At 73.9% G+C, this 14,287-nt stretch carries 12 protein-coding genes; 5 read left to right on the top strand and 7 right to left on the bottom strand.

Going from position 1 to position 14,287, the window contains the following annotated elements; all coding sequences use genetic code 11:
- Positions 1-9 precede the first annotated feature (9 nt).
- Positions 10-972 carry an alpha/beta hydrolase gene (locus K7B10_RS34845; protein ID WP_229342832.1) on the top strand — a complete coding sequence of 321 codons (963 nt, stop codon included), beginning with the start codon at positions 10-12 and terminating at the stop codon, positions 970-972.
- 78 nt (positions 973-1,050) lie between these two features.
- Positions 1,051-1,758, top strand: coding sequence for a phosphatase PAP2 family protein (locus tag K7B10_RS34840; protein ID WP_229342831.1), 708 nt, complete (start codon positions 1,051-1,053; stop codon positions 1,756-1,758).
- 30 nt (positions 1,759-1,788) lie between these two features.
- On the opposite strand, the gene K7B10_RS34835 is transcribed toward K7B10_RS34840, so the two are convergent.
- The 4 genes from K7B10_RS34835 to K7B10_RS34820 form a co-directional block, all read right to left on the bottom strand.
- Positions 1,789-2,277, bottom strand: a complete 489-nt coding sequence (locus K7B10_RS34835) for a hypothetical protein (protein WP_229342830.1) — start codon at positions 2,275-2,277, stop codon at positions 1,789-1,791.
- 420 nt (positions 2,278-2,697) lie between these two features.
- Positions 2,698-3,729, bottom strand: a complete 1,032-nt coding sequence (locus tag K7B10_RS34830) for a LacI family DNA-binding transcriptional regulator (protein ID WP_229342829.1) — start codon at positions 3,727-3,729, stop codon at positions 2,698-2,700.
- A 59-nt stretch (positions 3,730-3,788) separates the two neighbouring features.
- Positions 3,789-5,330, bottom strand: coding sequence for a carboxylesterase/lipase family protein (locus tag K7B10_RS34825; RefSeq protein ID WP_229342828.1), 1,542 nt, complete (start codon positions 5,328-5,330; stop codon positions 3,789-3,791).
- A 126-nt stretch (positions 5,331-5,456) separates the two neighbouring features.
- On the bottom strand, positions 5,457-6,188 hold the full coding sequence (locus K7B10_RS34820; RefSeq protein WP_229342827.1) for a phosphatase PAP2 family protein: 732 nt from the start codon (positions 6,186-6,188) through the stop codon (positions 5,457-5,459).
- A gap of 1,034 nt (positions 6,189-7,222) precedes the next feature.
- Here K7B10_RS34820 and K7B10_RS34815 point away from each other — a divergent pair.
- From K7B10_RS34815 to K7B10_RS34805, 3 genes are all read left to right on the top strand, one after another.
- Positions 7,223-8,470 carry an MFS transporter gene (locus K7B10_RS34815; RefSeq protein WP_229342826.1) on the top strand — a complete coding sequence of 416 codons (1,248 nt, stop codon included), beginning with the start codon at positions 7,223-7,225 and terminating at the stop codon, positions 8,468-8,470.
- Between the two features lie 193 nt (positions 8,471-8,663).
- Positions 8,664-9,596, top strand: coding sequence for a 5'/3'-nucleotidase SurE (surE, locus tag K7B10_RS34810; RefSeq protein WP_229342825.1), 933 nt, complete (start codon positions 8,664-8,666; stop codon positions 9,594-9,596).
- Positions 9,593-11,203 (top strand): carboxylesterase/lipase family protein, encoded by a 1,611-nt coding sequence (locus K7B10_RS34805; RefSeq protein ID WP_229342824.1) that lies wholly within the window; start codon positions 9,593-9,595, stop codon positions 11,201-11,203. The genes surE and K7B10_RS34805 overlap by 4 nt, the downstream gene beginning before the upstream one ends.
- 67 nt (positions 11,204-11,270) lie before the next feature.
- On the opposite strand, the gene K7B10_RS34800 is transcribed toward K7B10_RS34805, so the two are convergent.
- The 3 genes from K7B10_RS34800 to K7B10_RS34790 form a co-directional block, all read right to left on the bottom strand.
- Positions 11,271-12,230 (bottom strand): alpha/beta hydrolase, encoded by a 960-nt coding sequence (locus K7B10_RS34800; RefSeq protein WP_229342823.1) that lies wholly within the window; start codon positions 12,228-12,230, stop codon positions 11,271-11,273.
- Positions 12,231-12,340: 110 nt separating this feature from the next.
- Positions 12,341-13,084, bottom strand: a complete 744-nt coding sequence (locus tag K7B10_RS34795) for a class I SAM-dependent methyltransferase (RefSeq protein WP_229345645.1) — start codon at positions 13,082-13,084, stop codon at positions 12,341-12,343.
- 118 nt (positions 13,085-13,202) lie between these two features.
- Positions 13,203-14,273, bottom strand: a complete 1,071-nt coding sequence (locus K7B10_RS34790; RefSeq protein WP_229342822.1) for a DUF2330 domain-containing protein — start codon at positions 14,271-14,273, stop codon at positions 13,203-13,205.
- Between the last annotated feature and the right edge of the window lie 14 nt (positions 14,274-14,287).

Here is a 14,287-nt window from a genome sequence, read left to right as displayed (position 1 = left end):
AAGAGCTCAATGACGCAATCTCCCCCGGCCGAGTTCGACATCGCCGACATGACCTGGCCGCCCCCGGCGTACCAGCGGCCCGTCCCTCCCGTGACCGGCGCGGACGGCGTGCGCCGCTTCGACGGGATCACGTACGCGACCACCCCCGGCTACCGCCCGCGCCTCCTCGACGTACAGCTCCCGGCGGGCGAGGGCCCCTTCCCGGCGGTCGTCTGGATCCACGGCGGCGGCTGGCTGGACGGCGACCGGCGCTACCCGCCGCCGACCGTGCCCGCCGCCCTGCTGCACGGAGCGGTCCTCGGCGCCGGGCTGGCCCTCGTCTCCATCGACTACCGGCACAGCCTCGAAGCCCCCTTCCCGGCGCAGCTGCACGACGTGAAGGCCGCGATCCGCTACGTGCGGCAGTTCGCCCCGACCCTCGGCATCGACCCGGAACGGATCGGCGTCTGGGGCGAGTCGGCGGGCGGTCACCTGGCCGCGCTCGCCGGCCTCGTCCGCCCCGGCTCCGCCGACGCCGAGACCCTGGCGGCGCTGGAGGGCTCCCACGGGGTCGGCTCCGGCGACACCGGCGTCCTGGCCGTCGTCGACTGGTACGGGGTCCATGACCTGCCCGCCCTGGCCGCGCACCCGCTGCCGATGCCGACCGGCGTCGAGTTCCCGAACCCGTACGACGCCCTGCTGGGCGTTCCCGCGGCCGAGCAGGCGGAGCCGGCCCGGGTCGCGAGCCCGGTCACGTACGCCGTCCCCGGCTCGAACCCCCCGCCGTTCCTGCTGGTGCACGGGACCGCGGACGGGCTCGTCCCGTACAGCCAGAGCGAGACCCTGGCGCAGGCGCTGACGGGCGCGGGGGGCGCGGTGACGCTGCAGCCGGTGGCGGGCGCCGACCACATCTTCCTCGGCTCCCCCGACATCCCCGCGATCGTCGCGCAGAGCGTGGCGTTCCTGGTCCGCCACCTGGGTGCGGGGGCCTGAGCACCACCCCCGGCCCGCAGCCGTCCCTCGTGGGGGTGCGGCCCGGCCGCGCCCCCACGCGCACGTCGAAAGGCAGTCATGTCCCGGCACACACTCACTCCGCCGCGGGCCGCCGCGGCCGGGCCGCGGGCGGCGGACCCGCGCCGCCCGCCCGGCACCCTGCTCCTGGCCGTGCTGTTGCTCGGCTCGGCCGCGGCACTGGCCCTCACCGTCCGCGCGGACGTCGTGAGCCCGCCGTTCCAGGGCGCCGACGAGCGGTGGCTGGACTGGATGGGCGGCCCCCACGAGGGGTTCCCCGCGGCCGTCGCGACCTTCCTCAACTGGTTCGGCGGCCCGCTGGGCGTCGCCGTACCGCTCTCGCTGCTGGTCTTCCTGCTCGTCCGCGGGCGCTGGGTCTCTGCGGGGTTCCTGCTCGGGGTCTACCTGGTGGGCAACATGCTGGTGGTGCAGGGGCTCAAGCACCTGGTGGACCGCCCGCGCCCGGCGGATCCGATGGTCCGCGTCGACCACGGCTCGTTCCCGTCGGGCCATGCGGCGGGGGCGGCCCTGCTCGTCGTCCTGGTCGGCGTCCTGCTGGTCCCGGCCGCCCGGCGGCGGGCCTGGTGGGTCGGCGGCACGGTGTTCACGCTGGCCATGATGTGGAGCCGCACCTGGCTGCACGCCCACTGGCTCAGCGACACGGTGGCGGGAGCGGCGGCCGGCGCCGGGGCCGCACTGCTGGCGTGGTGGGCCTTCTCCCCCGCCCTCGCCCGGGAACGCGGCCGCCTGCCGCGGCCCCGGCCCTGATCCGGCGGAGGCCCCCGAGCCATCGGGCCCTCAGGCCGTCTCGCTCTCGGCGCGCCCTTCTCCGGCCATGAACCGCCAGACCAGGGCGTGCCCCAGGACGATCAGTCCGATCAGCAGCAGGGCTTCGGCCTGGATGGGCCGCAGGCCGAGGTGGCGGGCGAGTTCGGGACGGGCACCGACGACGGCGATGAGGGCGTAGAGCAGTGCGGCTCCGGCCTGCTGCCAGGTGACGAACCGGTCGCCCCGGGCGCGGGCCAGCAGCCGCAGGGTGCACGCGCAGCCGACCACGGAGAGGGCGACGAAGGCCGCCCGCCAGACCTGCGGCTGCTCGGTGCCGCCGACCTGGGCGAAGAGACCCATCAGGGCGGGCAGCAGGAACGAGAGGTAGATCCCGCCGACCACGCGCCGCAGGGCGGGGTCGCCCATCCAGGCCGCATGGCTCTGGACGACGTTCCACCACAGGCCGACCAGGGTGAAGCAGGTGGCGGAGAAGAGGGCGTAGAAGGTACTGACATCCATGGACCACGAGGGTGGCAGCGGGTCCGGGCGCGGCGGGCGATACACGCCCTGAGACGGCCCCGCCCGCGCCGGGACGGCCTAGCTAGTGACCTGGTTTGGAGATCCTGTCGCAGTAGCGGCAGATGCGGTCGAGGATCTGGTCGGCGGTCTTGGTCCACTTGAAGGGCCGGGCCTCGAGCCCCCGCAAGCCGGTCACGTCAGGCAAAACCCAAGATCTGAAACAGAACACGACTCACGAGGCGAGCCCAGACCTCAAAACCGGTTCACTAGGAGACTAGGGGCGTCTTGCCGATGGGGCCGGATCAGGGCCCGCCACCGCGAGCCCGGCCTGATCGGCAAGACACCCCCTGGGCGGCATCATCCGGAGCCCGCCCCGTCGGCGTCCCGTGCCGCGGGGAGGCCGGACGTGACGCGGGTGCGTCAGGAGGTGTCGCGGTGGACGAGGAGCGCCTCGACGGCGGGGACCGGGGGCGTCGTCCCCGTCTCGATCAGCTCGTGCAGGGCATCGGCGACGCGGGCCGGCGAAGGCAGGTCCAGGCGGATCGTGGTGAGGGCCGGCTGCTGGAGGGCGGAGAGGACCAGGTCGTCGGAGCCGACGATCGCGACCTCGTCCGGTACCGCGATGCCCTCGGCCTGGAGGGCGTGCAGCAGCAGCGTCGCGTACTCGTCGTTGTAGGCGAAGACGGCGTCCAGACCCAGGCCCGGCCAGCGCCGGGCGAGGGCGGTGGCGGACTCCCGGGTGTACGCGAGCTCCACCGGCGTCACCGTCGCCATGTGCCGGGCGGCGACCGATTCGGCCCCGGCGAGGCGCGGGCGGGCGAGGGTGCCGAGACCGCGCTCCTGGGGCAGGACCACGCCGATCCGCTTGCGGCCCCGGGCGATGAGGTGCTCGGCGGCGGTGGCGCCGATGTCGGCGTGGTCGAAACCGATGGTGTGGACGCCCGCCACCGGCCGGGCGGCGAACGCGAGGAGCCCGCGCACCCCGGCGCGGCTCAGCAGTTCGGCGGCCTGGGCGGTGAAGCGGTCGCCGTCGAGGGCGATGACGGCGGCCGGGCGCAGCTCGGCCCAGGCGCGGGCCGCGTCGAGGGGGTCGGTGAAGCGGCCCGCGTGCAGGACGGCCGTGTAGCCGTGCCGGTCCAGCTCGCTGTGCAGGTCGTCGACCCAGTCGCTGACGAGCCGGCCGATCGCGGAGACCGAGGCGGGCATCAGGACGAGGTTGCTCCGCCCGGCGCGCAGGGACCGGGCCGCGGCGTGCGGTACGTAGCCGAGCTGCCGGGCGGCGTCGAGTACCCGCGTACGGGTGGCGGCGCTGACGCGGTGGCCGGGGGTGTCGTTCAGCACGAACGACACGGTGGCGCGTGACACCCCGGCCAGCCGGGCCACGTCCGCGCTGGTGATCGACACGGGTGACGCGGGGCTGCTCGTCACACTGGCCTTGGGCTCCCTGGGCATGGTCCTCGGCGCTCCTCGGGTAGACCGTCCGCCTTCCTCCCCAGGTTACACGAGTTAGATCATGGGGCCCGGCGGGATTCGTGCAGGCGGCGCGAGGCTCCGGCGAGGTCGTCGAGGGCGGTGACGGCCGAGTCGAAGCGCATCGTGGTCCGCGTCTTCGCGTCGTACTGCCGCCACTGCGGCATGCCCGGGTGGTTCGGGTCCCCGGTGCGGACGAACGCGATCCACGCCCCGCGCATGGTGCGGGCGAGGCCGTCGCGTACCGCGGGGGTGATCCCGGCGAGGAAGGGCGCGTGCGACCACTGCTCGAAGTTGTCGAAGACGAAGGGGAGTTCGAGGCAGTGCGCGGCGCCGAGCCGGCCCTCGTACGCCGCCGCCTGGAGGTCGAACTGGTAGGCCCACACGGGGTGCTCCGAGTCGGCGCGGGTCTCGGCCAGTCCGACGGAGGGGACGCGGAAGAGTTCGTCCGTGATCAGGTCCATGAGGACGTCGGCCGGGCGGGCGCCGGCGCGGGCCGCCTCGTACGCGGCGTAGACCGCCGGTGCGGCCTCGGCCCCGAAGGTCTCGGCGATCCGGTCGGTCACCCGCTCCCTGGTGGCGGCGGCGTACCCCTCGTCGAGGCCGAAGCCGAAGTTGGCCTCCTCGCGGGTCCAGCCGATCATGACGTCGACGTCGGCCGCGGCCCCGTGCAGCAGGGCCTCGACCGGGTGGCGCCCGAGGGTGACCCCGTCGACGACGGGCAGGAAGGGCGTCGGCCAGTAGCCCCAGCGCGTCGTGCGGGCGAACAGGCCGCCGGTCGCGCCGATCAGGGCCTGCCAGGGCAGGGCGCGCAGCTCCTGCGCGGTCTCGGCGCCGGCCAGCTCCCGGAAGGCGGCGGTGCGCTCCCGGTAGGCGTCGGGGTCGGGGAGGTCCAGCCCGAAGGGCGGGCTCTGCAGGATCACCCGGCGGATCAGTCCCGCCGCCCGGGGGTGTCCGGCGAGGGCGGCGGTGGAGACGGCGCCGCCGGACTGGCCGGCGACCGTGATGTCGTCGGGGTCGCCGCCGAGAGCGGCGATGTTCTCCCGTACCCAGTGCAGGGCGGCGAGCTGGTCGGAGAGCCAGGGGTTGGCCGCCTCGCCGTCCTCGTCCGGGGAGAAGTAACCGAGCGGCCCGATCCGGTAGTTGATGCCGACGAACACCAGATCGCCGTCGCGCGCGAAGGTCTCGCCGCCGTAGCCGGGCAGCGAGCCGGATCCGGAGACGAAGCCGCCGCCGTGGATCCACAGCAGCACCGGACGGCGGGCGTCGTCCGTCCCGGGCGTCCAGACGTTGAGCGTGAGGCAGTCCTCGTCGAAGGGGGGTGAGCCGTGGCCGCCGAGGACCGGGTCCCCGCCTTCCACGTACATCTGCGGGGCGCTGGGGCCGTCGGCGCTCGCGTCGCGGGTACCGCTCCAGCCGGGGTGGGGGCGGGCGGGCCGCCAGCGCAGGTCACCGACCGGGGGCGCGGCGTACGGGACGGCCCGGAAGACGGAGAGCCCGTCTTCGAGCGCCCCGCGCAGTCGCCCTGCGGGGAGGTCGACTTCGACGGCGGGCGGCGGAGTGCGGTGCTCGGTGTGTGCCATGGGGCCCTTCCTTCGTCGTTCCGGGGGCCGGCGGGCGCGGTGGACGCACACCGGCCCCGGTCACGAGGTTTGGCGAATATTGGACGACCGTCAATGATTCTCGATATTTCGTGGAGCCCGCAACGCTCACAGCCACAGGCTGTCGGCAGCCGTCCGCTCGCCCTCGATCCTCAGCAGCGGCTCGAACGCCCTCCACAGCAGCATGCAGCTGCCGGCGCCGGCCAGCGCCCCGGCGACGGTGTCGCTGAGCCACTGGGCGTGCAGCCAGGTCCGGCTGAACATCATCGCGACGACGTACAGCGCGGCGAAGAGCCACCACCAGCGCCGGGCCCGCGGGGGGAACACCAGCACACCGGCCACGAAGACCAGCGTCACGGCGCTGAACACCTGCCCCGAGGGGAACGAGCCGTCGGTGACCAGGACCCACGGGTGCGGCGGGCGGGGACGGTCGACGGACTGCTTGAGCGGGAGCACGACGAGGACGTTCGTCACGAGGGCGGCGCTGAAGGCGAACAGCCCCGACCGCCAGCGCCCGTAGACGCAGAGGCAGCCGGTCAGGCCGAGCGGGAGGACCGTGCCGAGCGGGCCGCCGAGCCGGTCGAGGACGCCCGCGAAGCCGGTGAACGAGCCGCCGCGCGAGCTGTGCAGGGACGCGGCCCAGCGATCGTCGAGCCCCTGGAAGGAGGGACGTTCGGAGACGGCGATCACGAGGCCGATCAACAGCGCGCCGAGGAGGAGGGCGGACCCGACGGCGACCGCATGGCGGGGCGGGGCCGCCGGGAGGTGGTGCCGGGGAGCGGGGATCAGGGAGCGGGGCACGCGGTGCGCGGGCGGGGGCACGGCGGAGGGACGTGACATGACGGGCCTTTCACGGTGGTCTCCCCGGACGGTGGGGGCAAGCGGGGAGCAGGCAGGCACGGAGCGGGGTGGAGGCCTCGCGGGGACGAGGGCGGGGCGGAGCGGGTGGAGGCCTCGCAGGGACGAGGGCGGGGCGGAGCGGGTGGAGGCCTCGCAGGGACGAGGGCGGGGACGGAGCCGGGTGGAGGATTTGCGGGGACGCGGGCGGGGACCGGGTCCGGGAGGTGGGATGCCGGACCATGCCCCGAGCGACGGGGCCGCGGACCAGGTCCCGGGAAGCGGGGATCGCGGACCACGGCCCGGGACGCGGGGATCGGGGACCACGGCCCGGGAAGCGGGGATCGGGAATCAGCGCCCGGGACGCGGGGATCGGGAATCAGCGCCCGGGACGCGGGGGCGGGGATCTGGGCCCCGGGACCCACGAGGGAGCGGGGATCCGGGCCCGGGACACGGGAGGCGGGGATCCGGGCCCCCGGGAAGCGGGGATCGGGGACCAACGCCCCCGAAGCGGGAGGCGGGGATCCGGGCCAGGGGTGCGGGCCCGGGAGGGGCGGCGGACCGGCGGGCCGGGGGGTGGTGCCGACGGCCGGGACTTCGGGGTACCGGGCTGTCGGCCACGGGGGGTTGCCGTGAGCGGCGCGGGAAGTCGACGCGACGCGGCACGGAGTATTGCGGATCCGTGACCATCGCCACAAGCGCAAGAGGGATTTCGGACGCAACGGGCCTGCTCAGTGGCCTTGAGGGGATGGTTACACGTCCTCGCGCCAAGAACCTCGCCTCGATCACGATCAGCACACCACATCGCCACAGCCTCTAGCGGGGCTCCGGAATGGGTGCTACACAGTGTCCAAGCGCCGAAGGTGACACGTGTAACAACATCACGTGAACGAACTGCGATCGCCCTCCGGGGCCACCCCTGGGCCATCCCCGGGCCACCCCGGGACGCCGCCACACCCGCCACACCCGCAGGTTGCGCCCCTCCCCCGCGCCGCACCTCCGCTCCCCCTTCTCGCTCCGTCCCCCGAGGAGTCGTCATGGCCCAGAACGAAACCATCGACCCGCCCGCCCAGGCGGAGGGGGAACCTCCCCGCCAGCGTGCGCTCCTGCCCCTGCTGCTGGTCGCGAACTCCGCCCTGCTGGCGGTCTACATGGGCGTCGGGTCGATCCTGCTGCCCACCCAGGTCGCGCAGATCGATCCCGCCCACAAGGTCGCCGTACTCGGCGTGATCGGCGGGATCAGCGCGGTCTTCGCGACCGCCTTCAACCCGATCGCCGGCGCCCTCTCCGACCGCAGCGGCCGTCGCAACCCCTGGGTCCTCGGAGGCGCCTTCGCCTCCCTCGCCGCGCTGGCCTTCCTCGGCTACGCAACCACCGCGCTGATCGTCGGCATCGGCTGGTGCCTCGTACAGGCGACCATGAACGTCTACCAGGCCGCGGTCACCGCGATCGTCCCCGACCGGGTGCCCGTCGCCCGCCGCGGCACCGCCTCCGCGCTGGTCGGGCTGGGCCTGCCGATCGGCGGCACGGTCGGGGTGCTGATCGCCTCCGCGACCGCTGAGCACCTCACCACCGGGTACCTGGTCTTCGGCGCGATCGTCGCCGTCTCCGCACTGCTGCTCACCACCCTGTGCCGGGACGTGCCGCGCACGGGCCCCGCCCCGGCCGCCGTCTCGAAGCGGGCCCAACTGGCGGCGTTCCTCTCGGCGTTGGCGAACCACGACTTCCGGTGGGCGTTCATCGGCCGGGCGCTGATGGTCCTCGGCTACTTCTCCGTCGTCGGCTACCAGCTGTACATCCTGGACGACCACATCAGCCTGCCCGACGGGCTGACCCCGCCCGGCGCGATGGCGGTGCTGACGCCCGTGTCGATGGTCGCGATGGCCCTCTCGACCGTGGTGGGCGGGATGCTGTCCGACCGGTGGGACCGCCGGAAGGTGTTCGTCGGCGTCTCGGCCGCGCTCGCCGGGCTCGTCATGGTGGTCCCCGTGATCAGCCCCACCTGGACCGGCATGCTCGTCTTCAGCGCGCTCAACGGGCTGGCGTTCGGCTGCTTCATGGCCGTCGACACCGCGCTCGTCACGCTGGTCCTGCCCCGGGCCGAGGACGCCGCCCGCGACATGGGCGTCCTCAACATCGCGAACGCCGGGCCGCAGATCATCGCCCCGTTCGTCGCCTCTGCCGTCGTGACCACCCTCGGCGGGTACACCCCGCTCTTCCTCGTCGGCGGAGCCCTCTCGCTGATCGGCGCCCTCGCGATCCTCCCGATCCGCAGCGTGCGCTGACCGGCCTCCGGTCCCCCGCCGGCCACCCGCCCCTCCCCCGTCCGGGCCGCCGCCCACCGCACCGCGGCGGCCCGGCCCCAAGCTCCGGCGGGCGCATGCCGAGGGTCGTGCGCCCGCCGGTCCCCACCCACCGCACCCTCACCGCACCACAGCGCATTTCGCCTCCTTCCCTCCCTTTCCCAAGGAGCCCTCTGTGAGACGCAAGCGAGTCCTGCCGCCGACCGTGCTCATCCTGTGCACGGCCGCCCTCGCGGGCACGGCCCCCGCGGTCGCCTCGCCACTGAACGCGCCCGCGCCGGCGCCGGCCGCGGCAACTCCCGCGGCCCCGCTGCGCATCCTGCTCACGAACGACGACGGGTACAACGCGCCCGGCATCCGCAAGGCGTTCGAGCGGCTGACCGCCGCCGGGTACGACGTCACCATCGTGGCGCCGCTCACCAACCAGAGCGGCACCGGCACGAAGACGATGAGTGCGCCCACCATCGCGGTGAAGCACCCCGAGCCGAAGGTGTGGGCCGTCGACGGCACCCCCGGCGATTCCGTGCTGTTCGGCCTCTCCGAGCTCTTCGAGGGCCACGCCCCCGATCTGGTCGTCTCGGGCACCAACTTCGGCCCGAACGTCGCCGGTCTCGCCACCCACTCCGGCACGGTCGGCGGCGCCGTCGCCGCGCTGGAGGGCGGCGTCCCGGCCATCGCCCTGAGCACCGGCGGCCTGGCCGTCCCCGACCCCACCACGACGGTCAACGCGATGGGCCCCACCATGGACTTCGCGGTCAAGCTGATCGACCGCCTGCGCACACGGGCGAGGTCCGGACCGCTGCTGCCCAAGGGCGTCGGCCTGAACGTCAACCACCCGGTCGTCGGCGCGGACGGCAAGGGCACCGCCGCCGGTGTGGCCGCGACCTTCCAGGACCCGCAGGCTCCGCTCCAGCCGGACTTCACCGACTCCGGGGACGGCACCTGGAAGGTGGACGTGCGGTTCCGCCCGCAGCCGGCCGCCAAGGGCGGTGACGTGGAGGCCGTGAACGCGAACAAGATCGCCATCAGCCCGATGAACGCCGACTGGAACGCCGGACCGGCCGAGTTCGCCGTCACCGCGGCCCTGCTGGCGGGGCTCCGCCCGTGAGCCGACCGCGCACGGGCGCGGTACGGTCGCTGCTCGCCGCCGCCTGCGCGGCGGCGGCCCTGATCACCTCGGCGCCGCCCGCCGCGGCGGCCGCGGGGACTCCGTCCGGCGGATCCCCTCGGCCGCAGGTCACCGTCGCGCAGGGCGCGCTGCGGGGGCGGCCCGTCGAGGGGGCCGACGCGCAGGAGTTCCTCGGCGTCCCCTACGCCGCTCCCCCCGTCGGGGCCGCCCGGCTGCGCCCGCCGCAGGCGCCGCGGCGCTGGACCGGGGTCCGCGAGGCCGTCGTCCAGGCCCCGGCCTGCCTTCAGTTCTCGCCGTTCGGGCTGCGCGATCCGGCGGCCGTCAGCGAGGACTGCCTGTACCTCGACGTGTACCGGCCCCGCACGGCCCGGCCCGGAGCCCGGCTGCCGGTGATCGTGTGGCTGCACGGGGGTGCGTACAGCCAGGGCACGGGTACGCAGTTCGGCGGCGGCACCATGGCCGATCTCACCGGCAGCGTCGTCGTCAGCATCAACTACCGGCTGGGACAGCTCGGTTACCTCGGACTGCCCGAGATCACCGGCCAGAACGCGCAACGCTCCGGCTCCTTCGGGCTGATGGACCAGATGGCCGCGCTGCGCTGGACGCGGGAGAACATCGCCGCCTTCGGCGGGAACCCCGGGAACGTCACGGTCTCGGGGCAGTCGGCGGGCAGCGGTTCCGTCTGCGCGCTGCTCGCCGCGCCCTCCGCGGCCGGCCTGTTCCACCGGGCCGTGCTGCAGAGCGGCCCGTGCACCCTGCTGCGTCCGCCGGACGGCGCGCGGGCCGAGTCCGAGGCGCGGGCCTTCGCCGCGGGCGCGGGCTGTACGGATCCGGCCGCACTGGCGGCATGCCTGCGCGCCGCTTCCGGTACGGCGCTGGTCGAGGCGGCCCGTACGGTGCCCACCTCGGGTCCGGCGTCCGGTGACGGGCTGCTGCCGGTCGATCCGGCGACGGCCATCGGGAGCGGGAACTGGAACAAGGTGCCGGTGATGATCGGGAGCACGCGGTCGGAGGCGCGCCTGTTCGTGGCGCTGACGCAGCCGTACCTGACGCAGGAGCAGTACACCGCGCAGGTCCTGGCGGGGTACGGGGCCGCCGGACCGGAGGTGCTCGCCCGGTATCCGGTGTCGGCGTACGGATCCCCGTACCTGGCGCTGGCGGCGCTCACGACGGACTCGACGTTCGCGTGCCAGACGGGCTGGACGGCGCAGCTGTTCGCCGCCCAAGTCCCCACGTACGTCTACGAGTTCGACGATCCGAACTCGCCGACCCTGTACGGGGCGCAGGTGCCCGGCCTCGACGAGTCGAACGCGCACAGCGCGGAGCTGGCGTACCTGCACGACTTCACCATGGGCCAGCGCCCGCTGACGGCCGATCAGATCGCGCTCGCGACGCGAATGAAGCGCTACTGGGGTGCGTTCGCGCGCTACGGGGCCCCCGTGGTGCCGGGTCAGACGGCATGGCCGCCGACCGGGTCCGGGGCCACTGTCCTCACCCTGAACCCGGCGGCGACGCGGACGGGCACCTCGTTCGGGGCGGACCACCAGTGCGCGTTCTGGCGGTCCCGGCCGCCCAGGCCGCTCTGACCGGCCGGCCGCGGCCGCGCCCCGGGATCTCCGCGATCCCGGGGCGCGGCCGCATCGCCGTGAGCGGTCAGGGGCGGGCCAGGGCCGTGCGCAGCGTGTCGATCGCGAGGCCGATGGCGAGCTCCGCGGCCCGGGTCCCGCGCAGCGCGTTCAGCATGACGAAGTCGTGGATGGTCCCCTGGACGCGCAGGGCGGTGACCGGGACCCCGGCCCCGCGCAGCTTGGCGGCGTACGCCTCGCCCTCGTCGCGCAGGACGTCGGCCTCGGCGGTGATGACGAGGGCCGGCGGCAGCCCGGTGAGCTGCTCGGTCGTGGCGCGCAGTGGGGAGGCGGTGATCTCGGCGCGCTGCGCCGCGTCGGTCGTGTACTGGTCCCAGAACCACTGCATGCCCTCGCGGCGGAGGTAGTGGTCGGTGGCGAACTGCCGGTAGGAGTCGGTGTCGAAGGCGGCGTCGGTGACCGGGTAGAAGAGCACCTGGTGACGGAGGCGGACGTCGCCGCGCTGTTGGGCCATCAGGGTGAGGGCGGCGCTCATGTTGCCGCCGACGGAGTCGCCCGCGACGGCGAGGCGGCTGCCGTCGAGGTCCTTGCCGCCGCCCTCGCGGACGATCCACCGGGCGACGGCGTAGTTCTGCTCGATGGCGACGGGGTAGCGGGCCTCGGGCGACAGGTCGTACTCGGGGAAGACCACGGCCGCGCCGGTGCCCACGGTCAGCTCGCGCACGAGCCGGTCGTGGGTCCGGGCGTCGCCGAAGACCCAGCCCGCGCCGTGGATGTACAGCACCACGGGGAGCGGGCCGGCGGCTCCGCTCGGGCGCAGGACGCGGGCCCGGACCTCGCCGGTCGGGCCGCCCGGTACGGTGACCCACTCCTCGTCGACGGCGGGCAGGGTGACGCCGTCGCCGCTCTGGAGGTCGTCCAGAGCCTTGCGGGCGTCCTCGACCGGGAGCTCGTACAGGAACGGCGGCTTTGCGGTGGCGTTGGCGAACGCCTGGGCGGCGGGCTCGAGTACGGGCTGGTTCGTCATGATCGGGTTCTCCTGCCATGGCTCGTCACGGAATACTCCGGTTCGCCCTTCAGGATCACACCGATCACCACGCCCGTCCGGGAGCCCGCCGCACCCGGCGTGTGGCACGGTCAGGCCCGGCAGCGCAGCATTTCCAGTGGCGGGTACGCGAGGAGGTCCGCCCAGAATTCCTTGCCGAAGGCGCGGATGCCCGCTTCGGACACCTCCAGCGGGACCCAGGTCGGCTCGGCGAATCCGGCCGCCCGCAGACATGCCTCGTACACCTCGCGGCGCGGGGCCGTGGAGACGATGCTGATCGGCTGCGGGTCGAGGAGGGCCGTGACCCGTACGCGCGGGCCCGTCTCGATCTCCTCGCCGGTCGGCTCGCAGCGGAAGCCGTACGCCTCCAGGGACGGGCAGTCGAACCGGTAGTCGGGGTTCTGCGAGAGGACGAAGAACTCCCCGCCCGGCACCAGGCTCCGGTGGATGTTGCGGCACATCCGCTCCATCGTCGCTATGTCTTCGGCGTAGTTGAGGCACTGCACGCCCACCGCGACGTCGAAGCGCTTTTCGAGGGACGGCAGTTCGGCCACGTCGCCGACCTCGTAGCGCACGCCCAGCGGGCCGCGTGCTTCGATGTCCCGCGCGGCGGCGATCATCTCGACGGAGATGTCGACGCCGAAGACGTCAGCGGCTCCGCGCCGCTTGAACTCCCTGCTGTAGAAGCCGGTGCCGCACGCCACGTCGAGGACCGACTTGCCGCTCACGTCCCCGACCAGGCCCAGGAAGCTCGGCACCTCCCCGTACCGCATCATCGGGAGGGACTTGAACCCCTCGAACGCCTCACCGATGCCGTCGTACTGCTGTCCGCCCATCGTTCCGCTCTCCCCGTGGTTCGTCATGGGCGGCAGTCTCACCGAAGCCCGGCGGACCCCCGTACGGGCAGAACGCACAAAGATCCGGAAGCCGTCCCGGCTCCCCGACGGGCGGACTTCAGACGCTGTCGGTACGGGACTTGCGGCGGCGGAGGGTGAACACGGCCGCCACGAGGGCGGCGAGTACGCCCGCCACCGTCAGCAGCCAGGCCGGGACCCCGCCGACGGTGAGCAGTTCTCCGTGGTAGATCACCTTGCGGTAGGGGGTATCGGCGGCGGTGGCGCGCAGTTCGTGGTCGCCGTCGATGCGGGCCGGCTCCGGGAACTCCTGGTCGATCGCCGTCAGGAACGCCGGCTTGCCGCCGGTGAGCGCGGCGAGGCCGTCCTGCGGGGTGACCGTGCCGGCGAAGGTGACCTTCGGCTTGGCACCGCCGATCGCGGAGGCGGGCTCCATCCGGTGGTCGGCCAGGATGTACAGGCCCAGCGACTGCGGGGTCTTGGCCAGCCGGGACAGCCGCATCGGGTAGACCAGCCGGTCGCTGTCGAAGCGGATCTTCAGCGGGTCGAGGGTGCCCTTCAGTGGCTTGCCCGCCTCGCGGGGGGCGAGGCGTACGGCGACGTACTCCCACTTCTGGTCCACGTACGGCTTCAGCTCGGCGGAGAGCCCGTCGGGCAGCTTGAAGCCGTTGGCCTCCAGCCACGTGCGCAGGGCGTCGGGGTCGGTCGCGGTCAGGCGCGCCACGTCGAAGTCGCCGAGCCGCTCGCGGCCCACGACGCCGACCGCGGGATCCCCCGAGCCGGGCAGCGCGGCTCCCACGGAGTCGCCCGTCGTGGAGGAGAACGGCCAGTCCCGGTCGCGCGGCCAGAAGTAGCCGCGGGTCTTGAACTCGGGCCGGGTCAGCCAGGTCAGCTGCCGGAACATCTCACCGTCGCCCAGCTCCACCGTGGCGCGCCCCGGCACCGGCATGATCCAGGCCGCCCGCGGAGCGTCCCCGCGGACGACGAACCGCATCACGATCTGTTCCGTACGGCCGTCGAAGCGCACGACGGAGGTCTCGCGTTCGACGCCGATCCGGGCGTAGCCCTCGGGGATCATCGCCCCGCAGCCGCACGCGTACGCCGGGCTGATCAGGGATCCCAGCTGCGTCGCGAGCAGGACCAGCAGCAGGGCGGCGATTCTTCGTTTCATCCACACGGGCTCTC

It is taken from the genome of Streptomyces flavotricini, from assembly GCF_020639365.1.
Lineage (GTDB): Bacteria > Actinomycetota > Actinomycetes > Streptomycetales > Streptomycetaceae > Streptomyces > Streptomyces flavotricini.
Note: the sequence above shows the minus strand (reverse complement) of the source record. Positions and strands in the feature narration are given on the sequence as shown.